26 protein-coding genes are annotated in these 25334 nt (G+C 59.7%); 18 read left to right on the top strand and 8 right to left on the bottom strand.

Annotation, left to right across the window (positions count from 1 at the left end):
- Nucleotide 1: 1 nt before the first annotated feature.
- Nucleotides 2–1705 (bottom strand): cytochrome c oxidase subunit I, encoded by a 1704-nt coding sequence (ctaD, locus tag FHX15_RS23345; RefSeq protein ID WP_184400753.1) that lies wholly within the window; start codon nucleotides 1703–1705, stop codon nucleotides 2–4.
- Between the two features lie 17 nt (nucleotides 1706–1722).
- Complete coding sequence (gene coxB / locus FHX15_RS23340; RefSeq protein ID WP_184400752.1) at nucleotides 1723–2616, bottom strand: cytochrome c oxidase subunit II; 894 nt, start codon at nucleotides 2614–2616, stop codon at nucleotides 1723–1725.
- A 314-nt stretch (nucleotides 2617–2930) separates the two neighbouring features.
- On the opposite strand from coxB, the gene FHX15_RS23335 reads away from it, so the two are divergent.
- From FHX15_RS23335 to FHX15_RS23320, 4 genes are all read left to right on the top strand, one after another.
- Nucleotides 2931–3593: an invasion associated locus B family protein gene (locus FHX15_RS23335; protein WP_184400751.1), complete on the top strand. Its 663-nt coding sequence runs from the start codon at nucleotides 2931–2933 to the stop codon at nucleotides 3591–3593.
- A gap of 82 nt (nucleotides 3594–3675) precedes the next feature.
- On the top strand, nucleotides 3676–5091 hold the full coding sequence (gene tldD, locus FHX15_RS23330; protein ID WP_184400750.1) for a metalloprotease TldD: 1416 nt from the start codon (nucleotides 3676–3678) through the stop codon (nucleotides 5089–5091).
- A gap of 12 nt (nucleotides 5092–5103) precedes the next feature.
- Entirely contained in the window at nucleotides 5104–5592 is a 489-nt protein-coding gene (locus FHX15_RS23325) for a GNAT family N-acetyltransferase (RefSeq protein ID WP_184400749.1), read from the top strand.
- A 43-nt stretch (nucleotides 5593–5635) separates the two neighbouring features.
- The gene (locus tag FHX15_RS23320) at nucleotides 5636–6262 is read left to right on the top strand and encodes a hypothetical protein (protein WP_184400748.1); all 627 of its coding nucleotides are present in this window, start codon (nucleotides 5636–5638) and stop codon (nucleotides 6260–6262) included.
- Here the strand turns inward: FHX15_RS23320 and FHX15_RS23315 are convergent.
- Nucleotides 6243–6551, bottom strand: a complete 309-nt coding sequence (locus tag FHX15_RS23315) for a MazG nucleotide pyrophosphohydrolase domain-containing protein (protein WP_184400747.1) — start codon at nucleotides 6549–6551, stop codon at nucleotides 6243–6245. The genes FHX15_RS23320 and FHX15_RS23315 overlap by 20 nt on opposite strands.
- Nucleotides 6552–6616: 65 nt before the next feature.
- Entirely contained in the window at nucleotides 6617–7903 is a 1287-nt protein-coding gene (locus FHX15_RS23310; protein WP_184400746.1) for a D-alanyl-D-alanine carboxypeptidase family protein, read from the bottom strand.
- 233 nt (nucleotides 7904–8136) lie between these two features.
- Here FHX15_RS23310 and FHX15_RS23305 point away from each other — a divergent pair, with 233 nt between their 5' ends.
- Nucleotides 8137–9171, top strand: a complete 1035-nt coding sequence (locus FHX15_RS23305) for a polysaccharide deacetylase family protein (RefSeq protein WP_184400745.1) — start codon at nucleotides 8137–8139, stop codon at nucleotides 9169–9171.
- A gap of 4 nt (nucleotides 9172–9175) precedes the next feature.
- Here the strand turns inward: FHX15_RS23305 and pdxH are convergent, their stop codons facing one another.
- A complete protein-coding gene (gene pdxH / locus FHX15_RS23300) occupies nucleotides 9176–9796 on the bottom strand; it encodes a pyridoxamine 5'-phosphate oxidase (protein ID WP_184400744.1) in 621 nt (206 codons plus the stop codon).
- A gap of 64 nt (nucleotides 9797–9860) precedes the next feature.
- Between pdxH and FHX15_RS23295 the strand changes: the two genes are divergently transcribed.
- The 4 genes from FHX15_RS23295 (at nucleotide 9861) to FHX15_RS23280 (ending at nucleotide 13323) form a co-directional block, all read left to right on the top strand.
- Complete coding sequence (locus FHX15_RS23295; RefSeq protein WP_184400743.1) at nucleotides 9861–10319, top strand: RT0821/Lpp0805 family surface protein; 459 nt, start codon at nucleotides 9861–9863, stop codon at nucleotides 10317–10319.
- A gap of 280 nt (nucleotides 10320–10599) precedes the next feature.
- A complete protein-coding gene (locus FHX15_RS23290; protein ID WP_184400742.1) occupies nucleotides 10600–11763 on the top strand; it encodes a DnaJ C-terminal domain-containing protein in 1164 nt (387 codons plus the stop codon).
- 122 nt (nucleotides 11764–11885) lie between these two features.
- A complete protein-coding gene (fabI, locus tag FHX15_RS23285; protein ID WP_184400741.1) occupies nucleotides 11886–12704 on the top strand; it encodes an enoyl-ACP reductase FabI in 819 nt (272 codons plus the stop codon).
- Nucleotides 12705–12732: 28 nt separating this feature from the next.
- Nucleotides 12733–13323, top strand: coding sequence for a histidine phosphatase family protein (locus tag FHX15_RS23280; protein WP_184400740.1), 591 nt, complete (start codon nucleotides 12733–12735; stop codon nucleotides 13321–13323).
- Nucleotides 13324–13346: 23 nt separating this feature from the next.
- Here FHX15_RS23280 and FHX15_RS23275 read toward each other — a convergent pair whose 3' ends face one another.
- Nucleotides 13347–13607: a DUF1344 domain-containing protein gene (locus FHX15_RS23275; protein ID WP_112542941.1), complete on the bottom strand. Its 261-nt coding sequence runs from the start codon at nucleotides 13605–13607 to the stop codon at nucleotides 13347–13349.
- Nucleotides 13608–13853: 246 nt separating this feature from the next.
- Between FHX15_RS23275 and FHX15_RS23270 the strand changes: the two genes are divergently transcribed.
- The 3 genes from FHX15_RS23270 to ribB all read left to right on the top strand — a co-directional run bounded on the left by FHX15_RS23270 (nucleotide 13854) and on the right by ribB (nucleotide 19400).
- Nucleotides 13854–17027 (top strand): EAL domain-containing protein, encoded by a 3174-nt coding sequence (locus tag FHX15_RS23270; protein ID WP_184400739.1) that lies wholly within the window; start codon nucleotides 13854–13856, stop codon nucleotides 17025–17027.
- A 161-nt stretch (nucleotides 17028–17188) separates the two neighbouring features.
- A complete protein-coding gene (gene aroC / locus FHX15_RS23265; RefSeq protein WP_184400738.1) occupies nucleotides 17189–18286 on the top strand; it encodes a chorismate synthase in 1098 nt (365 codons plus the stop codon).
- 10 nt (nucleotides 18287–18296) lie between these two features.
- Nucleotides 18297–19400: a 3,4-dihydroxy-2-butanone-4-phosphate synthase gene (gene ribB / locus FHX15_RS23260; RefSeq protein WP_184400737.1), complete on the top strand. Its 1104-nt coding sequence runs from the start codon at nucleotides 18297–18299 to the stop codon at nucleotides 19398–19400.
- A gap of 32 nt (nucleotides 19401–19432) precedes the next feature.
- Here ribB and FHX15_RS23255 read toward each other — a convergent pair whose 3' ends face one another.
- On the bottom strand, nucleotides 19433–20623 hold the full coding sequence (locus FHX15_RS23255; protein WP_184400736.1) for a winged helix-turn-helix domain-containing protein: 1191 nt from the start codon (nucleotides 20621–20623) through the stop codon (nucleotides 19433–19435).
- 125 nt (nucleotides 20624–20748) lie between these two features.
- Here FHX15_RS23255 and FHX15_RS23250 point away from each other — a divergent pair, with 125 nt between their 5' ends.
- From FHX15_RS23250 to FHX15_RS23240, 3 genes are read left to right on the top strand one after another with little or no spacing between them, the layout of a single operon-like run.
- A complete protein-coding gene (locus FHX15_RS23250; RefSeq protein ID WP_184400735.1) occupies nucleotides 20749–21423 on the top strand; it encodes an energy-coupling factor ABC transporter ATP-binding protein in 675 nt (224 codons plus the stop codon).
- Entirely contained in the window at nucleotides 21423–22031 is a 609-nt protein-coding gene (locus tag FHX15_RS23245; protein ID WP_184400734.1) for an energy-coupling factor transporter transmembrane component T family protein, read from the top strand. The genes FHX15_RS23250 and FHX15_RS23245 overlap by 1 nt, the downstream gene beginning before the upstream one ends.
- 23 nt (nucleotides 22032–22054) lie before the next feature.
- A complete protein-coding gene (locus FHX15_RS23240; RefSeq protein WP_184400733.1) occupies nucleotides 22055–22618 on the top strand; it encodes a biotin transporter BioY in 564 nt (187 codons plus the stop codon).
- Here FHX15_RS23240 and FHX15_RS23235 read toward each other — a convergent pair.
- Nucleotides 22615–23016, bottom strand: coding sequence for a thioesterase family protein (locus tag FHX15_RS23235; RefSeq protein WP_184400732.1), 402 nt, complete (start codon nucleotides 23014–23016; stop codon nucleotides 22615–22617). The two genes, FHX15_RS23240 and FHX15_RS23235, sit on opposite strands and share 4 nt — an antisense overlap.
- 185 nt (nucleotides 23017–23201) lie before the next feature.
- On the opposite strand from FHX15_RS23235, the gene FHX15_RS23230 reads away from it, so the two are divergent.
- From FHX15_RS23230 to FHX15_RS23220, 3 genes are all read left to right on the top strand, one after another.
- A complete protein-coding gene (locus FHX15_RS23230; RefSeq protein ID WP_184400731.1) occupies nucleotides 23202–24137 on the top strand; it encodes a histone deacetylase family protein in 936 nt (311 codons plus the stop codon).
- 2 nt (nucleotides 24138–24139) lie between these two features.
- Nucleotides 24140–24391 (top strand): exodeoxyribonuclease VII small subunit, encoded by a 252-nt coding sequence (locus FHX15_RS23225; RefSeq protein WP_003545921.1) that lies wholly within the window; start codon nucleotides 24140–24142, stop codon nucleotides 24389–24391.
- Nucleotides 24392–24478: 87 nt separating this feature from the next.
- Nucleotides 24479–25246, top strand: a complete 768-nt coding sequence (locus tag FHX15_RS23220) for an SDR family NAD(P)-dependent oxidoreductase (protein WP_184400730.1) — start codon at nucleotides 24479–24481, stop codon at nucleotides 25244–25246.
- Nucleotides 25247–25334: the final 88 nt, after the last annotated feature.

The following is a 25334-nucleotide window of genomic DNA, read 5'->3' as shown; positions in this document are numbered from 1 at the left end:
CTTACTTGATACGCGGAAGCTGTTCCCACTGGTGGTAGGGCGGCGGCGAAGGCAGCTGCCATTCGAGGGTCGTTGCACCCTCACCCCACGGATTGTCGCCGGCAACGCGCTTCCGGGCGAAGGCTTCCCAGACACCGACGAGGAAGATGATCACGCCGACGAAGGAGATATAGGAGCCGACCGAGGAAACATAGTTCCAGCCAGCAAATGCATCCGGATAGTCGATGTAGCGGCGCGGCATACCGGCGAGGCCGAGGAAATGCTGTGGGAAGAACACGAGGTTCACGCCAACGAACATGACCCAGAAGTGCAGCTTGCCGAGGAACTCGCTGTACATATAGCCGGTCATCTTCGGGAACCAATAGTACCAGGCAGCAAAGATGGCGAAGACGGCGCCGAGCGAGAGAACGTAGTGGAAGTGAGCTACGACGTAGTAGGTGTCATGCAGCGAGCGGTCGAGACCGGCATTTGCAAGCTGAACACCCGTCACACCACCGACGGTGAAGAGGAAGATGAAGCCAATCGCCCAGACCATCGGCGTGCGGAAAGTGATCGAACCACCCCACATCGTCGCAATCCAGGAGAAGATCTTCACACCCGTCGGAACGGCGATGACCATCGTCGCGAAGACGAAGTAGCGCTGTGCGTCGAGCGACAGACCGACCGTGTACATGTGGTGCGCCCAGACGACGAAGCCGACAGCGCCAATGGCGACCATAGCGTAGGCCATGCCGAGGTAGCCGAAGACCGGCTTCCTCGAGAAGGTGGACACGATGTGGCTGATGATGCCGAAGCCCGGCAGGATGAGGATGTAGACTTCCGGGTGACCGAAGAACCAGAACAGGTGCTGGTAAAGGATTGGGTCGCCGCCGCCTTCCGGTGCGAAGAAGGCCGTACCGAAGTTACGGTCGGTGAGCAGCATCGTGATGGCACCTGCCAGAACCGGCAGCGACAACAGCAGCAGGAAGGCGGTGATCAGGACGGCCCAGGCAAAGAGCGGCATCTTGTGCAGCGTCATGCCCGGCGCACGCATGTTGAGGATCGTGGTGATGAAGTTGATTGCACCGAGGATCGAGGACGCGCCGGCAATGTGCAGCGCGAAGATCGCAAGGTCGACCGCCGGACCGGGGTGACCAACGACTGCGAGCGGCGGATACATGGTCCAGCCGCCGCCAGCGCCATATGCGCCGGCCGGGCCCTCGACGAACATCGAGATGACCAGGAGCAGGAAAGCCGGAACGATCAGCCAGAAGGAGATGTTGTTCAGACGCGGAAAAGCCATATCCGGCGCGCCGATCATGATCGGCACCATCCAGTTGGCGAAACCGCCGATCATCGCCGGCATGACCATGAAGAAGATCATGATCAGCGCGTGAGCGGTGGTGAAGACGTTGAACATGTGCTTGGCGCCGTCGATAGCGGCATCGCCTTCGAAGCCGTAGACCATGGAGGCCAGGCCATGGAAGATCTGGATGCCCGGCTCCTGCAGCTCCATGCGCATCGCAACGGAGAGCAGGCCGCCGATAATGCCGGCGAAGATCGCGAAGATCAGATAAAGGGTGCCGATGTCCTTATGGTTCGTCGAGAAGAACCAGCGGTCAGCAAAGCTTGGAGCATGCGAGTGATCGTGATGGTCGTCATGCGCGTGGGCGTCATGAGCGTGGTGATCATGAGAATGATCGTCGTGAGCGGAAGGTCCAGCCATTGTCCCGATCCCCTATCTTACTTTGCGACGTTTTCAGCGACAACGACGGTCTTTGCAGAACCGTCGGCAGCGGCGATCAGTGTCTTGTAGGCGCCGGGCAAGTCGCTGGCGGCCGTGGTCAGCCACTGCTTGTACTTGTCCTCGGATACGACGCGGATGGCGATCGGCATGAACGCGTGATCCTTGCCGCAAAGCTCGGAACACTGGCCGTAGAAAAGACCTTCGCGCTCGGCGCGGAACCAGGTTTCGTTCAGACGACCCGGAACGGCGTCGATCTTGATGCCGAAGGACGGCATGGCGAAAGCGTGGATAACATCGGTCGGCGCGGCGGTGACGAGAACGCGGACCGTCTTGTTAACCGGCAGAACGAGCTCGTTGTCGACGGCCAGAAGGCGCGGATAGACGGAAAGATCGGTCTTGCCGGCAGCAGCGCGATCCGGCTCCTTCAGAAGGTAGGAATCGAAGGCGACAGGCGTTTCGCCCGAGCCTTCATATTCATAGTTCCACTGCCACTGGGTCGCGGTCGCCTTGATGGTGACATCAGGGTTTTCCGGTAGGGTGAGCTGCGCAGTGAGCAGGTTGAAAGAGGGAACTGCAAGGAAGAGAAGCACAAGGACCGGCCCCACGGTCCAGATGACTTCGATGAGGGTATTGTGGCTCGTCCTGGAGGGAACCGGGTTCGCCGAAGCGCGGAACTTGAAACAGACGACAATAAGAAGAACGAGAACGAACAGTGTGATCGGAACGATGAACCACAGCGTGTATTGTTCGAACCAATGAATTTCCCGCATGATCGGCGTTGCTGCCGGCTGCAGAGTAGCCTGCCACGGCATCGGCTGATCGGCATATGTGCCGGAAGCAAAAAGCAGACAGACCAGCGCGGTCAGAGCTGCAAAAGCCTTCTTTATCACCTTGTAATCTCCCTCGAGCGCTGATCTGCATCAAATCGGACGCAGAATCCTTGCCATCTTCTGCGCTTCAAACCACAGTTTGGCATCCGCCGCAACAGGCAGAAGCAATTGTCTATGCGGCATTTTTGCTCAAAGACTGCCTCCCCCGCCATGGCAAAACATTGCAAGCTTTTCATCAGCATACGAAAAACGCGCTTTGCGGCCAATCCGCCCGCTGCACATTCTTTTGGCGAGGTCCTATTTCTGCCGCAGTCCCCCGGTTTTCACGGGTTGGGGCTTTTCATTTCTTGTGGGCAGCTTCACAAATAGCGGCAATGATTCGATATCCAGAGGTTTTCATGGGTTTCCGTTCCCTCGCGCGGTCATTTGTTCTGACCGCAGGCATCGCGGCCGCCGCGACGAGCCCCGTTTTTGCGCAGCAGACGCCGGCACCCGTGCAGTCGCGCCCCACCGCACCTGCTCCGAAGCCCGCCCCCGCACAGCAGCCTGCACCGTCGGCGACGCCGAACGTCGAGCAGGTCACGCCCGGCCAGACGCAGCCTCAGGCCCCGGGTACGGTCCGTTCCAACCATGGCGCATGGTCGGTGGTCTGCGACAAGCCGGCCGGTGCTTCGACCGAGCAGTGCGCGCTGATGCAGAACGTCATTGCCGAGGACCGGCCGGAAGTCGGCCTGTCCGTCGTCATCCTGAAGACGGCTGACCGCAAGTCCAAGATCCTGCGCGTGCTGGCACCGCTTGGCGTGCTGCTGCCGAACGGCCTCGGCCTCAATGTCGACGGCAAGGATATTGGCCGCGCCTATTTCGTGCGCTGCTTTGCCGATGGCTGCTATGCCGAAGTCGTTCTCGAGGACGAACTGCTCAAGACCTTCCGCAGCGGCGCACAGGCGACCTTCATCGTCTTCCAGACGCCGGAAGAAGGCATCGGTATCCCGGTCGACCTCAAGGGTTTCGCGGAAGGCTACGACGCCCTCCCGTGAGGCGTCGGGGGCTTGCTCGCGCAGCACAACAGACCTACATCGGCTATTGAGCATTCCCGCTCTCCCTGCGGAGCAAAAAACCATGACCACCGATCTCCTGACGCTTTTCGATGTCGACGAAGCTGCCATGCGCAAGCATGTTGGCGAGGCGCTTTCCGGCGCCGATGACGGCGAACTCTTCATTGAGCATGCGCAGGCGGAATCGCTGACCTTCGATAATGGCCGCCTCAAAGGGGGCAGCTTCAATACCGAACAGGGTTTCGGCCTGCGCGCGGTTGCGGGCGAAGCTGTCGGCTATGCCCATGCGGGCGATCTTTCGGTTTCGGCGCTCAAGCGTGCAGCCGATGCGATCGGCGCAGTAACGCGCGGCTATTCCGGCACCTATGCTGCCGCGCCACAGCGGACGAACCGTAAGCTCTATACAGACGAAAACCCGATCGGCACGCCGACCTTTGAGGAGAAGGTGAAGGTGCTGACGGATATCGACGCCTATCTGCGCGGCAAGAATGACAAGGTGCGGCAGGTTACGGCTTCGGTCGCCGCAAGCTGGCAGGTGGTCGACATCCTGCGCGCCGACGGTCATCGTGTGCAGGACATCCGGCCGATGACGCGCATCAACATCTCCGTGATGGTCGGTGAAGGCGATCGGCAGGAAAATGGTTCCTACGGCCAGGGCGGTCGCATCGGCTTCGGCGATTTCATCGCGACGGGAAGCTGGCAGCATGGTGCCGACGAAGCCCTGCGCCAGGCGCTCATCAATCTCGAGGCGATCGATGCGCCGGCCGGCACGATGGATGTCGTGCTCGGCTCCGGCTGGCCGGGCGTCATGTTGCATGAGGCCGTGGGTCATGGTCTTGAGGGGGATTTCAACCGCAAGAAGACGTCCGCATTCGCAGGACTTCTGGGCCAAATGGTTGCAGCACCCGGCGTAACCGTCGTCGACGACGGCACAATCGACAGCCGCCGCGGATCGATCACGATCGATGACGAAGGCACGCCCTCCGCCTACAACGTGCTGATCGAAAACGGCAAGTTGGTCGGTTACATGCAGGACCGGCAGAATGCCCGGCTGATGGGCATGGCGCCCACCGGCAATGGCAGGCGCCAAGGCTATGCGCATGTGCCGATGCCGCGCATGACAAACACTTATATGCTTGGCGGGGACAAGACGCCGGAAGAGATCATCGCTTCGGTGAAGAAGGGCGTCTATGCCGTCTCCTTCGGAGGTGGGCAGGTGGATATTACGTCCGGCAAGTTCGTCTTCGGCTGCACCGAAGCCTATCTCATCGAAAACGGCAAGATCGGCGCTCCCATCAAGGGCGCCATGCTGATCGGCAACGGCCCGGACGCGATGAAGCGTGTGTCGATGATCGGCAACGACATGAAGCTCGACACCGGCATCGGCAATTGCGGCAAGGCCGGCCAATGGGTTCCCGTCGGCGTCGGCCAGCCGCATTTGCGCATGGATCAAGTCACCGTCGGCGGCACTCAGGCCTGAGGCGGTGCCGTCATGGTAGAAATCGAAATCAGAACCTTTGTCCCTGACGACGCTGATGACGTGATCTCGGTCATCCTGCCGATCCAGCGTGAAGAATTTGGCATCGACATTACCGCTGACGCACAGCCGGACCTGCGGGTCATTCCGGATTTCTATCAATCCGGCAACGGCCAGTTCTGGGTCGCGGTCAAGGACGGTGCCATCGTCGGCACGCTCGGCCTCAAGGATATCGGCAACAACCAAGCGGCACTTCGAAAGATGTTCGTTGCCGCCGAAGTACGCGGGCGTGAACATGGTGTCGCAGCCCGGTTGCTCGAAGCCCTCCTTGCCCATGCCGGTGAAGTCGGCGTCACCGACATCTTCCTCGGCACGACGGACAAGTTCGTTGCCGCGCATCGGTTCTATGAGAAGAACGGTTTCTCCGAGATTGCCAGCAAGGACCTGCCGCGAGCATTCCCGCGGATGGTCGTCGACAGCAAGTTCTATCGGCGAACAATATAGGCTAACCTCAAGGAATTAGAACGTCGAACCCATGGGGCGTTGGTTGGCGATGGAGACATTTCTATTGAAATTCCTATCGCCTGAGACGGGCTGCTCAGTGCATGAGATGCGCTTCGAGGCTCCGATGGAGGCTGTTGCGGCCATTCTCGACGTCGCAACGCCCGAACTGACAGAGCATCTTTTCTACCTAGAGAAGAGCGAACTGGACGGGCTTTCCTCGATGCTGGCTCTCCGCTTTTCCGAACCGGATGGCGATGTCGTGCTTACCCGATCGCAATTGATCGATAGCGCGCCCTATCTGGTCCACACTAACTTCGAACTCGCCCTAATGCTGGATGGCCGCAAGCCATTCGCCATGTTTTTGGACGAAGAAAGCTCGGGGATCCTGAAAGAGGTCCGGGCTTATTTTCAGCCCTACGTCGACAGCGGTGCAATCATCGAACGGGTCGCACCATTCGTTCAGGACAAGTTTCGCCTGGTTCATATTCTCTACGTACTGCCGAACGAAGAATGGCGGTTCGACGCCTACGCCGAGCTGATGAGCGAAAGGCGTTGGACGGACGAAAGCGAGTACCGCCTGGGGCGTCTGCTCGGCTATACGGAAGAACAATGCCAATGGTGGATCACGCAAAAACGTGAAACACGAAACGTTACTGAGCCGAAGGCTTGAATTTCCATTTCCGCTCGATCGCAGCGGAGAGATCAATGTCATGGCGACGGGCGAAGAGCAGCACATGGCCAAGAATATCGGCGGTCTCGTCAGCGAGGTCGCGTTCCATCTCCTCAGGCGAACGGCCCCTCGCGCGGCCGCGGCCGGTCAGGCGATTCCAGGCCTGGGTCAGTTCACCCATCTCCTCCTGCAGTTTCAGCAAAAACCAGTCGGCATCGCGCTCGATGTCGTTGGCGGCGGCGTAGGCGGACGATGAGATCTCGAACTGGTCGGCGAGCCGTTGCAGCATGACGTTCTCCTTTTGTTTATGAGGAGAGCGCCGATTCCCTGAAATTGTCCAGAGCGAGCGGCGGTTCAGCCCTGGTTCGGCAGGAGCACGCAGTCGTAGGAGCGCTTCTTCAGGGCGTCGCAGGCAGAGGTCGCGTCTTCCTTGCTCTGGAAGCCAATGAAACGAGCGCGATAAACCGCATTGGCGCCCTTGCCGACAGCCTCCGTGTAAGGCGAGGCGGAAACGAGCGGCGCACCAGCCTCGGACTGGGCCTGCGCAAGAAGCGCACGGGCAGCATCGGCGCTCGGGGCAGCCGAGATCTGGATCTGCCATCCACCTGCCCTGCCGGCCGGCGCTTTCGGCGTCTTGCCGGCATTGATGATCTCGTCCATTGCGGCAGGGCGCTCCAGGGGGATAACGCCGTCGCTGGCATAACCGAGCGCCTTCGGTGCGGATGCTGCCTGCTCGTCCGCAACGCGCGGCGCACTCACCGGCACGGGAGCGTCGGTCTCATCCGCCGCCGCAGCGACCTCCACCTGCTGCTTTGCATTGATACTGGCGGTCAGGCCTGCGCCGCCGGAGGAGGCACGTCCCATGTAGCGGTCGAACAACCCCGCCATTTTGGCGTCGCGGCTGCGGGCCGTGCGCCCGCCGAACACCACGCCGACCACGCGGCGGTTGCCGTCCTTCACGGCGCTGACGATGTTGAAGCCGGAGGCATTGGTATAGCCAGTCTTGATGCCGTCCATGCCCTGATAGCGATACATGAGATTGTTGTGACCGCGGATCGTCTGGCCTCGGAAATTGAAGCTTGCGATGGAGAAGAGGCGGTATTCGCTGGGATAGTTCTTCATCAGCGCCACGGCGAGCGTGGACATGTCGCGCGCCGTCGTGACCTGGCGATTGTCCGGCAGGCCAGAAGCATTGAAGAAGACGGTGCGGCTCATACCGAGCTGGCGGGCCTTCTGTGTCATCAGCCTGGCAAAATTGCTTTCTGAACCGCCAAGCTTCTCACCCATGGCGGCAGCCGCGTCATTGGCCGATTTGACGATCATGCCATAGACCGCCTCACGCACGGTGATCGTACCGCCCGCCTTTACGCCGAGCTTCGTCGGCGGACGGGAGGCCGCATATTTCGACATCGTGATTGGCGTATCCCAGGTGATCTTGCCGCGATTGAGCGCTTCGAAAGTCAGGTAGAGCGTCATCATCTTGGTGAGAGAGGCAGGATGGTTCAGCGTATCGGCATTCTCGGACGCAAGGACGTTGCCGGTACGGGCATCGAGGACAAGGGAAGCGCTGCCTGCGAAGGCCACGACGGGTGCGGAAAGCGCCAGCGTCGCGGTCAGAATGGCAGCCAAAAGCCTTTTCATGCACTTCCCCTCATTCTATCCGGCACCGTGCTGCAACCGAAGTTATGTCCCGTATTGTGACACATGCCCATAATCTGGCGCGACTTTGCGGCAACGCCCAAGTTTTTTCCAAGCTTTTGTTTCGCTTAGTTAACAGCCGATAAACAGGCCATTTTCCAGCCGAGATTCAGCAAGGTTTAACGGCGACCTTGATAGCCTGTGTGACACGATTGCAAAGCGGGGTCACGGAAAAAATGGGGCAGTGGAACCGGCATCTGAAGCGCATCACGATTGGCGGCGGGCTGGAAGCGGCGTGGCTGGCGAATGCTGCAGGGCTCATGAGAGAGGCCCGCGGACGCGGTGTCATCTTCACGCTCCACCATGTGCGTCCGCATATTGCCAAGCCGTTCGAGCCAAACCAACATCTTGAAATAACGCCGGATTTTCTGGATGCAGCGCTTCGGCGGCTGAAGCGGAGCGGCTATCGGTTCGTACCGCTCGATGCCGTGCCCTCCCTCTTGTCGGACTCGCAGGAAGATCGCCTGTTCGCCGCATTCACGCTCGACGATGGGTATCGCAACAATCTCGTCCATGCCGTGCCCGTTTTCGAACGGCATGGCGCACCCTTTACCGTTTTCGTAACGCAAGGCTTTGCCGAGCGCTCGCACAGCATCTGGTGGGAAACGCTGGCGCTGCTGCTCGGCAGAGAGAACAGCATCGAGTTCAACTTCGGCGGTGAGCGAGAGCGGGTGGCGCTCGACACACCTGTCCGGAAATGGCACGCCTTCGACCGGTTTGCCGAGTTTATCCACAGGCACGACGAGAGTCGCGCAATCTCGGAAGTGGATGCGCTAGCGCGGCGCCACGGTATAGAGCCGCTCGATATCACGCGGGAACTGGTCATGGGGCCGGAGGAGTTGCTTAAGCTTTCGACAAACCCGCTCGCCAGTCTCGGCGCCCATACGATCAGCCATCGAGCGCTTGCACGCCTGCCACAGGCGGAAGCACGGATCGAGATGGAGATCTCGGCCGATTATGTCGAGTCCATCACCGGCATTCGCCCCCGGACGATCGCCTATCCCTACGGGACGCCGGAGGCTACGACAGGCCGCGAAGCTGTCATTGCCGCGGATCTCGGGTTCACCATCGCAGTCACAACGCAGCCGGGATTCCCGGCCGCAAGCAAGCCCACTCATATGCCGCGCATCTCGCTCAACGGCTTCTACCAGAAGCCACGCTACGTTTCGGCGCTAGCTTCCGGCATTCCTTTGAAATTGCTCCGGAAATAAGATCTTACGGATACATCCGAACCTTATCCCAAGCCCCTTCCGGTGCGGGGCGACGGAACTCGATGCGGTCGTGCAGGCGGAACTTCTGATCCTTCCAGAACTCGATCGAGGTCGGACGAATCCGGAAGCCGGACCAATAGGACGGCCGCGGAATCTCGCCGATTGCGTAGCGCGCCGTATATTCGGCGACGGCCTTTTCCAGTGCAAAACGGCTTTCGAGCGGACGCGATTGCCTGGAAGCCCAAGCGCCGATGCGGCTGCCGCGGGCGCGGGTCGCAAAATAGGCATCGGCTTCGGCATCGGTCACGATTTCGACAGGACCGCGGACACGCACTTGACGGCGCAGCGTTTTCCAGTGGAAACACATGGCGGCTTTCTTCTGTCCCAAAATTTCGCGACCTTTCTGGCTCTCGAAATTCGTGTAGAAGACGAATCCATCAGTATCGAAACCCTTCAGGAGAACCATGCGGACATTGGGCAGCCCGTCTTCATCGACCGTCGCGAGCGCGACAGCATTGGGGTCGTTGACTTCGGAAGCTTCCGCCTCCTTCAACCATTCCCCAAAGAGCTTGAAGGGCTCTTCACTTTCAGTAAAGTCACCACCTGTTAACCCGTTTGCCGACATATTAATTCAAATCCCGAGGTTTATGAAAGCTGACCCAGCCTTTGAAGCTGGGGAAGGACATAGGGTGGAAGTCATAGCAAAGACATATCGCCATACAAAGGGTTCGCTGCGCCGCAGCCTCAGACTCTCCATCGTCGGTATCGCGATTCTGTCCCTCTCCGGCTGCGTGACCGGAGGGTTCGATTTCTTGAGTTCGGCAAAGGTCGACCGTTCGGTGGCGACCGGCACCGTACCGCAGCCCGCTCCCAGCACCGATACGCTTTCCGACGAGATGACGGTGCGCAACGCCGTAACTTCAGCCGACATCCAGAAGCTCGAGGGACAGCCGCTTCCCTGGGCCAATGCTTCCACCGGCAGCGCCGGCGTCATCGACACAATCGTCGAAAACACCGATTCCGGCCAGGTCTGCCGCCAGTTCCGCACGACGCGCCATTCCTATGTCGGCATCGCCAAATTCTACGGCAAGACCTGCCTTGTCGGCGGCGGCAACTGGCAACTTCTGAGCTTCCAGCCGGAAAGCTGATCTGCTCTTTTACCCGTTTTGCACGTTGGACGCCCTGGAACTTCAGGGTTAATGGGGCGTGCCGATTCGCTTCAATGTTTAGTGAAAGACTAACCATCAGCTGCAAAACACCCAATATCCAGCTTCGGAAATAAGAAGTGATTAGCAACTCTGCCGCACGATCGGCCGACGAGCGCGCCTTTCTGTCGTGGACCGGGAGGCGCGTCATGAGTTGAGATTCGGTTTCTGGGAGCGCTACGAGGAACATGCCTCCCGGATTGCGACAGCGGCGGTGCGAACAATGCGTGATCCATACAAGGTTCTGGGCGTCAAGCGCGACGCGGATGCGGACGAAATCAAGGCAGCCTGGCGCAACATGGCCAAGGCTGTGCATCCTGACCACAACCAGGGCGACCCGACGGCGACCGCACGTTTCGCCGAGATCGGCCGCGCCTATGAAACACTGAAAGATCCGAGGAAGCGCAATCTCTTCGACAGTGCCGTGCGCATGGCAGAAGCCAAGAAGCAAGAGCAGACGATCATGCAGCAGCGCCAAGCTGCCCGTGAGGCAGCTGCCCGCGCCAAGGCTGCTCAGGCCAATGCCGAGCGCGTGATGGAAGAGCTTGCACGCGCCAATGCCAATGCGCAGACGGCCGCTGCAGCAGGTGCCAAACAGCATCAGGCCGGCGCGACGGAAGCCGCGGAAGAGATGGTCGAACGCATCTTCGGCGCCCAGACAGCAGGCACCGCCGGCGCACAGGCCCATCCTCAGCAAGCACAAACCAAGCCGCATGCTGCCGAGATGGGCAAGCAGCCGGACCAGGAAACCAGAGAACCCGAACCCACCAAGGCAGAGGACGAGCAAACAGAGGCCGCCGGCGCCAACATGTCGCTGCCGCTCAGCCTGCTGACTTCGCTCGTGCGCCGCTTCACCGGCTCTGGCCAGCCGAGCCTCGAGAAGGCGCCGGACGAGGTGGCGACCGCAATCGTGACGATCGAAGACATCATGAAGGGAAGCTGGACGACAGTTTCCCTTCCGGAAGGCCGCGAGGTGGGCTTTGCCTTGCCGGCCGGCACGACCGAAGGTCACCAGATCCGGCTCAAGGGGCAGGGTTTCAAGCTGCCGGGCATGCAGCGCGGCGATGCGGTCATCAACATTCACATCGCTCCAGACCCGCGTTTCACCGTCAATGGATTCGACGTGCATGCTGTGCTGCCGCTCAACATCGAGAATGCAGTGCTCGGCACCGAGGCGCGCATCGACGGTCCGGAAGGACCGCTTCACGTGACGGTCCCTGCTTGGTCCGGCTCAGACAAGACGATCCGGATTCCCGGTCAGGGTCTGCCCAACGACAGCGGCGGAAAGGGCGATCTCGTCGTTGAGTTGCGTATTATGTTGTGGGAAAAACCCGACGCCAAAGTCACTGATCTCATGCGCAGCATGCGCGAAGGGCTGTTTTTATGAAATTTCGGTGACAATCGCACCCTTTGTTACGATCCCTAACAGTTGATGATCTTGGGCCTGCTTGAACCGATTAACGGCCTATGCCATAGGCAGGATCATCAGAATTCCTAGGGAAGCGAAATATGGCTCAAGCATCCGGCCTCATGGCAGGCAAACGCGGCGTCATCATGGGTGTCGCCAACAATCGTTCGATTGCGTGGGGTATTGCCAAGGCCATTCATGCGCAGGGCGGAGAAGTTGCATTCACCTATCAGGGCGACGCCCTGAAGAAGCGTGTGGAGCCCCTGGCTGCCGAAATCGGCGCCGTCATGGTCGGCCATTGCGACGTCAGCGATGAATCCACGATCGATGCCGTCTTCGAAAATGTCGAGAAGCTGTGGGGCAAGATCGATTTCATCGTGCACGCGATCGGTTTCTCCGACAAGGACGAACTGACCGGCCGTTACGTCGATACGACGCCTGACAATTTCACCAAGACGATGCAGATCTCCGTCTACTCCTTCACCTCGATCGCTCGGCGCGCCGAGAAGCTGATGACGGAAGGTGGCTCGATGCTCACCCTCACCTATTACGGTGCAGAAAAGGTGATGCCGAACTACAACGTCATGGGCGTTGCCAAGGCCGCACTCGAAGCGAGCGTCAAGTATCTCGCCGTCGATCTCGGACCGAAGAACATCCGCGTCAACGCCGTTTCGGCAGGACCGATCAAGACGCTTGCGGCCTCCGGCATCGGCGATTTCCGATATATCCTCAAGTGGAACGAGTACAATGCGCCGCTGCGCCGTACTGTCACCATCGAGGAAGTGGGCGATGTCGGCCTCTACCTTCTCTCCGATCTGTCGCGCTCCGTAACCGGTGAAGTGCATCACGCCGACAGCGGCTATCATGTCATCGGCATGAAGGCTGTGGACGCGCCTGATATTTCCGTTATCAAGGACTGAGCATTCCCACCAAGCGGAGCCGATCCCCGTGCTTATCTACGTGATCAGACACGGCCAGACCGACTGGAACGCTGAGCGTCGTCTGCAGGGGCAGAAGGATATTCCGATCAACGCGATTGGTCGCGAACAGGCAAGACAGAATGGGATCGCCCTTGCGGCGATCCTGAAGAACGAAGATAGCAAATTCGATTTCGTCGCGAGCCCGCTGGGGCGCACACGCGAGACCATGGAGATCATGCGATCAGCCATGGGACTCCCGCCCAGGGAATACCGCACCGACGAGCGCCTGGTCGAAGTCTCATTCGGCGACTGGGAAGGCTACACGCTAAAGCAGCTCAGGGCTTCGCAGGCCGAGCGTGTCACGGAACGCAACATCAACAAGTGGGATTTTATTCCGCCGGGCGAGGATGCGGAGAGCTACGAGATCATGTCGTGGCGGACCGGCGCATGGCTGAATTCGGTCGACCGGCCGACTGTCTGCGTCACCCATGGCGGCGTCATTAGAAGCCTGTTCAAGCTGATCTCCAATCTGCCGAAGGACGTCGCTTCCGAAGGCGAAATCCCGCAGGATCGGATTTTGAAGATAGAGACGTCGAAGAGCCTGATCGGTTGGATCTAGTCCAGCCGCACTGCCGTAACGACCTACTTGACGATATCGAGATCGTTGATGACGCGCTTGCCGTCGACTTCCGTATAGAAGATTACAACCTTGACACCGGCCTTCAGGCCTTCGAAATCGAATTCTTCCGGCGCCTGATAGGTCTTGCCATCGTCCAGTGTCAGGACGAGATTAGTCGTGTCGACCTTCTTGATCGTCGCCTCGACATCAGCACTCTCGGCAAAGCTGCTCATGGGTGAAAGAAAATTTGCCGTGGCCAGAAGCGTAGCAATAACGAAACGCATGTCGGCAATCCCTTTGAAACGCTGCCGTTGATATCGAGTGGCCACAGATAAACTCCTGAATATGGCGAAAATTGCCCGGAAGGATGGCTTTCGGCGCCCAATTGATGAATAGGATTTTAAGGATAATCAAGAGGCTCTATTCACTGTCTTTTTCTCTCTGTTTACGCGATTTAGCAGACGCGAATGCGCGCAATCGTAAATTAACTCCTGCCCAATAAGGTCAACGCGAATATTGGGGGACGTGATTTGCGATTCCGGCGGAGCGACAGCAACCGGCTGCGGCGTGTTCTGAAGAATACGCGCGTCTCGCTGCTGGTTTCATCTCTCGTGGCCGTCGTCGTTATTGCCGTTGGCTTTGCGCTCGACAGCGCCAATAATGACGCCCATCTGCGCGAGCTGCAAATCCGAACCGCAAACGAGACAAACCTGATCCGTGCCCGGATGGCGGCGCAGATCAACATGGACGTCACCGCGGTCCGCGATCTCTCCAACCTGATCTCGCTTAGCACGCAGACGAACGAAGTGGAGATGGAGCGGCAGATCAACTGGCTGCTGATCCAGAACCCGCATTTCATTCATATTGCGATCGCGCCTGATTTCATCGTTAAGTCGGTCTATCCGGCGCAATCAGGTAAAGACCGTATTGGCAAGGATGTGCGGGACGTGTTGATGCAGCGCATGTCGATCAGCCGCAATACCGGCGACCAGTCAGCCCGCTTCTACGGCCCGTTCAAGACGACGGATGCAGAAAATGCCTTCGCGGTCTTCTTTCCGGTTTTCGTCAAACAGAACGGCCAGCGCCGCGTCTGGGGCGCTGTCGAGGTGGTCATCGACCGGGACATGTTCTACGAGGCGACGGGCTTGAAGCCCGCACGCAACAGCGAAAATCAAGAGCGCTACCCGCATCTCGACCATCTCTCGATCGCGGTCCGCGACATCGGCAATCCGGATGAGCCGGCCGCGCCCTTTTTCGGTCCTGCCAACATCTACGAGAATAATCCGCTCCGCCGCAAAATCAGCTTCGCGGGCGGGCGGTGGGAATTGGCGGCGGTACCGAACACAGGCTGGAAGGCCGTTCCAGATAATCAGTCTGAATTGCGATTGATTATCGTCGCCGCTGGCTGCGTGATCATCATCCCGGTCTTCTTCGCGACCTTGCTGCTCGGCGAACGCAATCGCAATATTACGCAGCTTGAAGCGCGCGAAGCCAAGCTTCTGGAACTGTCGCAGCGACTCAACCTGGCACTCGAATCCTCGCGGATCGGCATTTGGGAGTTGCCGGAAAACGCCACCAGCCTTTCCTGGGATGCGCGCGCATCTGCGCTTCACGGCCTCAAGGCGATCGAGGGTATCCGACAGCAGGCAGTGTGGCTGTCAACCATCGTACCCGAAGATCGCGAAATTGCAGAGGTTCATTTCTTCGGCTGCAGCATCGCGGGGGAAGCCTGTACCGCACAATATAGAGTGATGCGGGAGGATGGCCGGATCCGCCACCTGCGTTCCATCGGCGCTTTCTATACGGATCCCGGCGGCACTGGAAAGACGATAGGCATCGTCTGGGACGTGACAGCCGATGCGGAAGTCACCAACGCGCTTCGTCTCGCCAAAGAAACAAGCGAACTCAAAAACGCCGAGCTGGAACTTGCGCTTGAAGAGCTTTCGAGCCGAGAGGCAGAGCTTTCGGTCCTCTCCAGCAAGCTCGATCTGGCGCTCGATTCCTATCAATGCGGAATCTGGGAGGCCATTCTCGGCAAGGCCGGCTCGATCTGGGACGAACGGATGCACGAGCTTTACGGGGTGAAACAGAGCAATGCCTTCGTGACCGAAGATGCCTGGCTCTCCCGCATCCATCCCGATGATCGCGGCTTAGCGCTCGAAAGCGCCCGACATTTCAAGCAGCTCGGGGACACGCATACGCTTGTCGTCCGCGTGCAGGACGAGAATGGCGACTTCCGCTACGTGCGTTCTGTCGGCAAGGTGCACCGCACGCCGACCGGCGAGATGAAAGTCATCGGAATCGCTTTCGACTCGACCGAGGATGCATTGATGACGCTGCGCCTCAAGGCTGCAAAGGACGAGGCGATTGCCAAGAACATGGAGCTGGAGCTTGCCAAGGACAGGATAGAGCACAATTCCCTCCACGACCCGCTGACCTCACTCGCCAACCGCCGCAAGCTCGACATCGCGCTGGAAAACCTGACGGATGCCGGCAACCGGGAGCGGCAGAAATTTGCGATCCTGCATATCGACCTCGACCGCTTCAAGGAAATCAACGATACGTTGGGGCACGCCGCCGGCGACGCGATGCTGGTGCATGCATCGCGCGTGCTTTCGAGAAGCGTGCGTGACAGCGATATTGTTGCGCGTATCGGTGGCGACGAATTCGTCATCCTCTCCTTCGACACGGGCGACAAGGAGATGGCGGAGCTTGCAGGCCGTATCGTCGAGGAAATGCGTCAGCCGATCGATTTCCAGGGCTTCTCCTGCCGCTGCGGCGTGTCGATCGGCATTGCGCTGGCGAACGGCATTCATGTCGATGCCCGCAAAGTGCTGATCAATGCGGATATCGCGCTTTATCAGGCCAAGAGCCTCGGCCGCAACCGCTTCGAATTCTTCAATCACAATCTACAGGACGATATCGTCAACAATAAGCGGATGGCCGACGAGATTCTGGCGGGCATCGAGAATGGCGAGTTCACGGCCTGGTATCAGCCGCAATTCTGTGCCCGCTCGATGAGACTGACGGGTGTCGAGGCGCTGGTGCGCTGGCGTCATCCATCCAGGGGCCTTCTGACGCCAGACAAATTCCTGCGCGTCGCCGATGAGATCAATGTCGTGCAGACACTCGACCGCATCGTCTTGGAAACCGCGCTGCGCGACAAGATGCGCTGGGCGGCGCAGGGCATCTTCGTGCCGAAAGTCTCCGTCAACGTCTCAGCGCGGCGCCTGCACGACGGCAGCTTGCTGGAATCGCTGAGCGGCCTGCAGATCCGCCCAGGCGAAATCTCCTTCGAACTGGTGGAATCCATCTTTCTCGACGAAAGCGAGGACGTGGTCTCGCAGAACCTCGCACGGATCAAGGCGCTGGGCATCGACATCGAGATCGACGATTTCGGCACCGGCCACACGTCGATCGTCTCGCTGCTAAAGCTGAGGCCGAAGCGGCTGAAGATCGACCGGCAGCTTGTGCAACCGATCGTGGCCTCCTCGCAGGAGCGTGCGCTGGTTAGTTCCATCATAGAGATCGCCCGCTCGCTCGGCGTGGAGACAGTGGCCGAGGGCGTCGAGACGCTTGATCATGCCGAACTGCTGCGCGATCTCGGCTGCGATCTCCTGCAGGGCTACGCCTTTGCGCGCCCCCTCTCCTTCGACGATTTCGCCATCGAGGCGCGCGGCACCGCATGGCTGCTTGCATCCTAAACCAGCATCGGTCGCAAATATGGGAACAGCATTTCCCCGACGTACCATCAGGCGCAAAGAAAGGCTTTTGCCCGAACGGCTTTTTGGCCTATGAGTGTCCCGCCTTTTTCGAGTAATGGCGCGGCTGGTGACGACCGGTTCCGCGCATCCGGCGGAAACACATGTCGCACAATACATTCGGTCATCTCTTCCGTGTAACCACCTGGGGCGAAAGCCACGGGCCGGCGCTCGGCGCCGTCGTCGACGGCTGCCCTCCGGGGCTACGCTTCAAGCTCGAGGACCTGCAGGTCTGGCTCGACAAGCGCAAGCCCGGCCAGAGCCGTTTCGTCACCCAGCGGCGCGAGGACGATCTCGTGAAGGTTCTCTCCGGCGTGATGATGGATGCCGACGGCGAGACGATGATTTCCACCGGAACGCCGATTTCCATGCTTATCGAAAATACCGACCAGCGCTCAAAAGACTATGGCGAGATCGCCCGGCAGTATCGTCCCGGCCATGCCGACTATACCTATGACACCAAATACGGCATCCGCGACTATCGCGGCGGCGGCCGGTCCTCTGCGCGCGAGACGGCTGCCCGTGTGGCCGCCGGCGGCATTGCCCGCCTCGTCGTGCCTGGTGTCACCATCCGCGGCGCGCTGGTGCAGATCGGCAAGCACAAGATCAACCGTGCCAATTGGGACTGGGGTCAGGTCGGGCAGAACCCGTTCTTCTCTCCGGATGCGGAGATCGTGCCCGTCTGGGAAGAGTATCTCGACGGCATCCGCAAGACCGGCTCTTCCATCGGAGCCGTCGTCGAAGTGATTGCCGAAGGCGTCCCTGCAGGACTTGGCGCGCCGATCTACGGCAAGCTCGATCAGGATATCGCTTCGCTGCTGATGTCGATCAATGCCGTCAAGGGTGTCGAGATCGGCAACGGCTTTGCCGCCGCCGAGACGAGCGGCGAGGACAATGCCGACGAGATGCGCATGGGCAATGACGGCAAGCCGATTTTCCTGTCCAACCATGCAGGCGGCATTCTCGGCGGCATCTCGACCGGCCAGCCGGTCGTCGCCCGCTTCGCCGTCAAGCCGACATCTTCCATTCTTACCGAACGGCAGTCGATCGATGCCGACGGCAAGAATGTCGATATTCGCACAAAGGGCCGCCACGATCCGTGCGTCGGCATCCGCGCCGTTCCGATCGGTGAGGCGATGATTGCCTGCGCCATTGCCGACCATTATCTTCGCGACCGCGGCCAGACCGGCCGGCTGAAATAGGAATTGCCCCATGCCTTATGACCAGAAGCGCGTTGTCGATGCTATCAGGGCATTCGAAGCCGGCGAGATCGTCGTCGTCATGGATGACAATGATCGTGAAAACGAGGGTGATCTGATCGTCGCGGCCGTGCATGCGACGCCCGAAAAGATGGCCTTCATCGTGCGCCATACATCAGGCATCGTCTGCGCGCCGATGCCGAAGGAAGAGGCGAAGCGTCTGAACCTCAACGCCATGGTGGCGGAAAACGATTCTGCCCATACGACAGCCTTTACCGTTTCCGTCGATTTCAAGCACGGTACAACGACGGGCATTTCCGCCGACGACCGCACATTGACGGTGCGCAACCTTGCAAACCCGAATGTCGGCGCCTCCGATTTCGTCCGCCCCGGCCATATTTTCCCGTTGGTTTCACGCGAAGGCGGTGTCTTGATGCGCTCCGGCCACACGGAGGCGGCGGTCGACCTCTGCAAGCTCGCCGGACTGCCGCCCATCGGCGTCATCTCCGAGCTCGTCAATGACGACGGCACGGTGACGCGTGGCCCGCAGGTGGTGGATTTCGCTGAAAAGCACGGGCTGAAACTCCTCTCGGTCGCCGACCTCATCGCCTATCGCCAGCGCAAGGAAACGCTAATCGAGCTCGGTTCGAGTTTCGATATCGAGACTCCGTTCGGCAAGGCCAAGGCGCACACCTACTCGCTGCCCTGGGACCCGATGCAGCATCTCGCCGTCGTCTTCGGCGACATCAGGGATGGCGTCGATATTCCGGTGCGCCTGCATCCGGAAAATGTCGCCGACGACCTGTTCGGCAAGCGCAAACCGGTCGACTTCTACATGCAGAAGATCGCTGAACTGGGCCGCGGCGTCATCGTCTACCTGCGTGAAGGCTCCGTCGGCGTCGGGCACTACGACAATGGCCGTAAGGCGCGCAATCAAGGCCGCGAGGCCCATGCCGAAGCCCAGACGCGCGAAAGCGAATGGTTGGAAATCGGCCTCGGCGCACAGATCCTGAAAGATCTTGGCGTCAGCTCGATCAAGCTCCTGACCAGCCGCGAGCGGCACTATGTCGGCCTGGAAGGCTTCGGGATCAAGATTTCCACGACGGAGATCTGCTGACCAGCAATCCCTTTTGCCTCAGGGAGACGGGATCACGCTTTCCAACCGTCCAGATAGACGACTTTCTCCACGCCGGCGAAGCGTGCCAGACGCTCCAGTTCGGCGCCTAGCTTTTCCAGCCGTCCTGCGGATGCCTTGACACGCGGTTCCAGCCACAGCCGCTTCACATCCAGCGTGCCCTTCTTCCTGTCGGCCTTCATGTCGATGCGGCCGATGAGCCTGTCGCCCTCCAGAAGCGGAAAAACATAGTATCCGTATTCCCGCTTCGGCTCGGGCACGAAGATCTCGATGCGGTAGAAGAAGCCGAAAAGGCGCTCTGTCCGGTTTCTATCACGGATCATCGGATCAAAGGGGCTCAGCACCCTGATTCGCGCCGGCGCCTCCGGGTAGGCATCGGTTGTATCAAGGAAATCAGCGAAAGCCCATGAGGAGCGCGGCTTGCCGTCGAGCGCCGGTTCGATCAGCACTTCGATCAGTTCATCCCTATGTTCGGTTACCCACGCCTTGGCTTCGTCCGGCGAGAGCAGATCCCAGAAGGCGGCGATTTCACCATGGGTGGCAAAGCCCAAGCGCGTGAGCGCGCCGCGGCAGGCCCAGTCGACGAATTCTTCACGGCTGACCTCCGGCTGATGGAATTCGGCGGGAATGACGCGCTCGACGAGATCATAGATCTTCTGGAAGTTGGAGCGGCCGGCGATCGCGAATTTGCCGGTGCGCCAGAAATATTCCAGCGCCGTCTTGTTCGGGTGCCAGTTCCACCAGCCGCCGGAGACGTGGCCATCCGCCTTCAGGTCGCGTGCCAGGATCGCGCCGTCCTTGACCACACGCTCGTAAGTCTCCTCGAAGGAGGCTTCGAAGCCTTCGCCGCGCCATTTGCGCCAGCGCTCGATGATTGCCTTCTCCTCGTCGAGGAATTTGTGCTTCCAGTATTTGAAGAAGGCGCTCGGCAGGATCGAGGCATCGTGCGTCCAGTGCTCGAAGAGCGCACCATCCTTTTCCAGGAGCGCAGTCAGATGTTCGCGCCGGTAGGTCTGGTTGCGGGAAAAGAGAATCTGGTGATGGGCGCGCTCCACCGTCTGGATGCTGTCCACCTGCACGAAGCCGAGATCATGAATGAGTTCCAGCAGGCCGGCCTTGGTCAGTGCGCGGTTCGGAGGTGCGCTCAGTCCCTGTTTGGCTAGGAAAATACGGCGGGCATCGGAATTGGAGAGAAGATTCGTCATACTGCCATCATAGCGCGGAAAATCTTCCTAGCCACCCGGTAGCATCTTCGAGCCGATTCGATTTTGATCCTTTATCGGGTTGCCGCCGCCCTATAGAAACAGGAATTCAAACAAGGAAACCATATTTGGATATTCGTTTCGAAAGCGCGGGCGCCAGTTTCGGAGCAAGGGTCGCGGTCGAGCCGCTGACGCTGTCCCTCACCGAAAGCCGTGTCGGCATCATCGGGCTCAACGGTTCCGGCAAGACGACCTTCGCACGGATGATCAACGGGCTCACGAAACCAACCACGGGCAAGGTTATCGTCAATGGACGGGATACGCGGGAGGAGAAGACGGCGCTTGCAGATGTCGGCTTCATCTTCCAGTTGCCGCAGAACCAGATCATCCTGCCAATCGTCAGGGACGACATCGCTTTCGGACTGAAAGGTCGAGGCTTCACCAAGGCGGAGATCGATCGAAAGGTCGAACTAGTACTCGCCCGCCTCAATGCCGAGGGATTAGCCCCTCGCCGTGCGCATGAGCTTTCGGGCGGCGAGCTGCAGATCGCGGCGCTCTGCTCGGTGCTGGCGACGGATCCCAATATCCTTATACTCGACGAGCCCACCAACCAGCTCGACTTGCGTAACCGCGCGCTGGTGCAGAAAACAATCGAGGGGCTCGAAGAAAATGTCGTCGTCATTACCCATGATCTGGAGTTGATCGCCGGCTTCGGGCGGGTTCTCCTTTTCCATGAGGGCAGGTTGGCTACCGACGCGCCGGCGGAGGAAGCGATTGCCCGCTACCGGGAGCTTGCAGTCTGATGCAGTCGCTTTATGTGGAAGGCGACAGTACCCTGCACCGGCTTTCTCCGCGGGCAAAGATCTTTTCTCTCTTTCTGCTCGGCATCGTGCTCTTCGTCGGCGACAATCTTCCACTGCTTGCGATCGTCACGCTGTTGACGGCGCTGATCTATCGCAGCATCGGCTTATCGCTGAAGGAATCAGCCGTCCGGCTGCGGCCGATCGTGCTGACGATCGTAATCGTGGCGCTCTTCACTCTCGTCGTCAGTCCGTGGCACGTGGCGCTTGCGACGCTTCTGAGGCTAACGGCGCTGATGCTGTTTGCCGCTGCCGTGACCGCCACGACGACAATCACGCAATTCATGGACGAGATAACGGCACTTGCTGGACCGCTGGAACGGACCGGCTGGGTGAAGGCCGACGATATCGGACTGGCAGTCGGTCTCGTGCTGCGTTTCGTACCCGAAATCATTGCCCGCTACCATGCGATCCGCGAAGCGCATGCGGCGCGTGGGCTGAAGGTGCGGCCGACGACGATCCTCATTCCGCTCGTTATTTTAACGCTCAGGGATGCGGATAATATTGCAGCGGCGATTGACGCGCGCGGCATTCGGCGGCATGTCAGTTAACGATTTATGAATTGGAGACTACGATGAGCACGCGCGACCTCGTTCTTGCCGCTCTTTTCGCCGCTATTATCGTCGCTCTCGGCCTGTTGCCGCCGATCTATCTCGGCTTCATTCCGGTGCCGATAACGGCGCAGTCGCTCGGCGTGATGATGGCAGGCGTCGTACTCGGCGCGAGACGAGCTGCGATTGCGGTGCTGATCGTGCTGGTCCTCGTTGCAATCGGCCTGCCGGTGCTTTCGGGTGGTCGCGGCGGACTTGCGGCTTTCGTCGCTCCGACCTCGGGCTTCCTGATCGGCTGGGTCTTTGCAGCTTTCGCGACCGGCTTTCTCAGCGAGCGGCTGGTCGATGCTGAGCAGTCCGGCCTCGTACAGACGGTGAGCTTCTTCCTTGCCGCCATGATCGGCGGCATTGTCGTGCTCTATGCCTTCGGCATCGTTTACCTCGCTTTCGCTGCCAATATCGGCCTGAAGCAGGCCTTTATCGGCAGCATGGCCTTCATTCCGGGCGATGTCGTCAAGGCCTTCGTTTCAGCGCTCGTTGGCCGGGCTGTCATGGCCGGCTATCCGCTCTTGCCGATTCGCGCTTAATCCAGAAAACTGTAGAGCCAGTCGCGCGTCTCTTCCGGCAGCGCAGCCGGTGAGCCGTCATCGCGGCTGTGCGCCTGCCATACGATTTCCACCTCGGCAGCGCGCTCATCGTCAGTCTCGAAGGCGATGAGGAAACCGATGGACCGTACGCCGATCTTGTCGACGCCGGCGGTGAAGGTGACCGTCTCGTGATAATGCAGCGGGCGGTGGAGGATGCAGGAAACCTTGCCTGGGGCATAGATTGGCTCATCCTCGACTTTTGGCCGCGACGACCAGAAACTCGCAAGTACGGATTCGGCATAGGAAATATAGGAGGCCAGAAACATCTGGCCGTTCATATCCACATCACGAAACGGTACACGCAATTCCACCACACCCGGGCGGTTCGTCTTACTCATTTACCGGTCTGCCTTGCAGTTATCACTATGAGCCTACCATGGGGTCCGGGGATGTAAACGAAACAATTAAAACAGCGTAAACGCCGGTACACGGCTCTTAACTGCGGCGATGCCGCTTGTTGAAATCGACAGGCCGCGCCCCATCTGCTGTGGATCATGACATATACGATCGATAGAGTGCCGGCATGAGCACCCGTCTTTACGAACATCCCATCTTTCTCGAGCACGTGACGCCGTCTGGCCATCCCGAGCGCTCCGACCGCATCCGCGCCCTCAATGTCGCGCTGGAGCATCCGAATTTCGAGCGTCTCGATCGAAAGGAAGCCCCGCAGGCGAATGAAGATGCCGTGCTGCTTGCGCATCCGGAAGAGCATCTGATCGCTGTCATGCGGCAGATTCCGGAAGAGGAAGACAAGATCAACCAGCTCGAAGCCGATACCTATGCCAGCCAGAAGAGCCTGCAGGCGGCACTGACCGGCATCGGCGGGGCAATGGCTGCCGTCGACGACGTGTTCCGCGGTAAAGCCGACAATGTCTTCGTCGCCGCCCGCCCGCCGGGGCACCATGCCGAGAAGATGACGGCGATGGGCTTCTGCTTCTTCAACAATGCCGCCATCGCCGCGCGCCATGCGCAGAAGACGCATGGGGCCGAGCGTGTCGCGATTGTCGACTGGGACGTGCATCACGGCAATGGTACGCAGGATATTTTCTGGGACGATCCGTCTGTGCTCTTCTGTTCCACCCATCAGATGCCGCTTTATCCCGGCACTGGGGCCAAGGATGAGAACGGCGCGCATGGCACGATCGTCAATGCACCGCTTTCCCCCAATGTCGGCAGCGACCACTTTCGCGAGGCCTTCAAGTCGCGCGTGCTGCCGGCTCTTAACGATTTCCGGCCGGACCTCATCATTATCTCCGCCGGCTTCGACGCACATCATCGCGATCCGCTGGCGCAGATCAACCTGACGGGAGAGGATTTCGACTGGGCAACGGGGCGGCTTCTGGAGGTCGCCGACCGCAGTGCCAATAACCGGGTCGTCAGCCTGCTCGAAGGCGGGTATGATCTGGAAGGACTCGCCGAGTCGGCGGGCATGCATATCCTCAGAATGATGAAGGGTTGAGAATGACTGATAGCGCCAAGCCGGAGGTTTCCGGCCTTTCCTTCGAAAAGGCGGTTGCCGAACTCGAAAGCATCGTTGCACGCCTCGAGCGCGGCGACGTGGCGCTGGATGAATCGATCGAGATCTATGAGCGCGGCGAAGCGCTGAAGAAGCATTGCGAAACATTGCTATCGGCCGCCGAAAACCGCATCGAGAAGATCCGCCTCGACCGCGCCGGCAAGCCGCAGGGCGTGGAACCGCTCGACGGCGCTTAAGCAACAATAAAACTTCCTTTCTTATACGCTTGGCCCCCGGCTTCCTGACGATCTATGATCCCTCGACAACATCATGGGAACAGCAGAATGACGGACAGATTGAAGGGGAAGGTCGCCATTATCTCGGGTGGCGCCACCGGCATGGGCGGCGCTGCCTCGAAGCTCTTTGCGGCTGAGGGTGCGCGTGTCGCGATCATCGATCGCAATAGCGAGGCGGCAGTGAAAACCGTCACGGAGATCCGCGATGTCGGCGGCGAGGCCGAGTACTGGACGGCCGATGTCTCGGATGAAGGAGCGGTCAATGAAGCGGTGGCAGGCGTCGAAGAGCGCTATGGCCCAGTCACCGTGCTTTTCAACCATGCCGGCACGATCGTCATAAAGCCCTTCCTGGAAACGACGCTTCAGGAATGGGACTGGTTGCACGCCGTCAACGTGCGCTCCATGTTCCTGATGACCAAGGCGGTGCTGCCGAAGATGATCGAGGCCGGCGGCGGCTCGATCGTCTGCACGTCGTCGATCTCGGCGATTGCGGCAACGCCGATGGAAGTGCTGTATGACACGACCAAGGGCGCAGTGCATATGTTTGCGCGGGCCATCGCAGTGGAATTCCGCGATCGCAATATCCGCTGCAATGCCGTCTGCCCCGGCTTCATCCGCACGCCGCATGGCCTGCGCGAAGTGAAGGAACTGCAGGCGCACGGCGTCGATGTTTCGGATGCGGCGATTGCCGCCCAGCAGGGCCGGATCGGCGAACCAGAAGATGTCGCCCGCGCGGCACTCTATCTCGCCAGCGATGAATCGGTCTTCGTCAACGGCGCGCATCTCTTCGTGGACAATGGCTTCACGGCGATCTGAGGCTTCGCCGCGATCTGACAGCCTGGCCCTTTCGCCACGGACCTGCAAACGCTATCTGTGGCTCCAGGCTTTTGTGATCGGAGTGCGC

Source organism: Rhizobium sp. BK650, from assembly GCF_014195325.1.
Taxonomy (GTDB): Bacteria; Pseudomonadota; Alphaproteobacteria; order Rhizobiales; family Rhizobiaceae; genus Rhizobium.
This window is presented reverse-complemented; position numbering and strand designations above follow the sequence as displayed.

Coding starts and splice junctions, on each gene's coding strand:
- FHX15_RS23290 (WP_184400742.1), top strand. CDS start 10,600: ATGCGTGATCCATACAAGGTTCTGGGCGTCAAGCGCGACGCGGATGCG.
- FHX15_RS23245 (WP_184400734.1), top strand. CDS start 21,423: ATGCAGTCGCTTTATGTGGAAGGCGACAGTACCCTGCACCGGCTTTCT.
- ctaD (WP_184400753.1), bottom strand. CDS start 1,705: ATGGCTGGACCTTCCGCTCACGACGATCATTCTCATGATCACCACGCT.
- FHX15_RS23235 (WP_184400732.1), bottom strand. CDS start 23,016: ATGAGTAAGACGAACCGCCCGGGTGTGGTGGAATTGCGTGTACCGTTT.
- FHX15_RS23230 (WP_184400731.1), top strand. CDS start 23,202: ATGAGCACCCGTCTTTACGAACATCCCATCTTTCTCGAGCACGTGACG.
- tldD (WP_184400750.1), top strand. CDS start 3,676: ATGACCACCGATCTCCTGACGCTTTTCGATGTCGACGAAGCTGCCATG.
- FHX15_RS23225 (WP_003545921.1), top strand. CDS start 24,140: ATGACTGATAGCGCCAAGCCGGAGGTTTCCGGCCTTTCCTTCGAAAAG.
- pdxH (WP_184400744.1), bottom strand. CDS start 9,796: ATGTCGGCAAACGGGTTAACAGGTGGTGACTTTACTGAAAGTGAAGAG.
- fabI (WP_184400741.1), top strand. CDS start 11,886: ATGGCTCAAGCATCCGGCCTCATGGCAGGCAAACGCGGCGTCATCATG.
- FHX15_RS23305 (WP_184400745.1), top strand. CDS start 8,137: ATGGGGCAGTGGAACCGGCATCTGAAGCGCATCACGATTGGCGGCGGG.
- FHX15_RS23240 (WP_184400733.1), top strand. CDS start 22,055: ATGAGCACGCGCGACCTCGTTCTTGCCGCTCTTTTCGCCGCTATTATC.
- FHX15_RS23315 (WP_184400747.1), bottom strand. CDS start 6,551: ATGCTGCAACGGCTCGCCGACCAGTTCGAGATCTCATCGTCCGCCTAC.
- FHX15_RS23335 (WP_184400751.1), top strand. CDS start 2,931: ATGATTCGATATCCAGAGGTTTTCATGGGTTTCCGTTCCCTCGCGCGG.
- FHX15_RS23255 (WP_184400736.1), bottom strand. CDS start 20,623: ATGACGAATCTTCTCTCCAATTCCGATGCCCGCCGTATTTTCCTAGCC.
- FHX15_RS23275 (WP_112542941.1), bottom strand. CDS start 13,607: ATGCGTTTCGTTATTGCTACGCTTCTGGCCACGGCAAATTTTCTTTCA.
- FHX15_RS23325 (WP_184400749.1), top strand. CDS start 5,104: ATGGTAGAAATCGAAATCAGAACCTTTGTCCCTGACGACGCTGATGAC.
- ribB (WP_184400737.1), top strand. CDS start 18,297: ATGCCTTATGACCAGAAGCGCGTTGTCGATGCTATCAGGGCATTCGAA.
- aroC (WP_184400738.1), top strand. CDS start 17,189: ATGTCGCACAATACATTCGGTCATCTCTTCCGTGTAACCACCTGGGGC.
- FHX15_RS23220 (WP_184400730.1), top strand. CDS start 24,479: ATGACGGACAGATTGAAGGGGAAGGTCGCCATTATCTCGGGTGGCGCC.
- FHX15_RS23310 (WP_184400746.1), bottom strand. CDS start 7,903: ATGAAAAGGCTTTTGGCTGCCATTCTGACCGCGACGCTGGCGCTTTCC.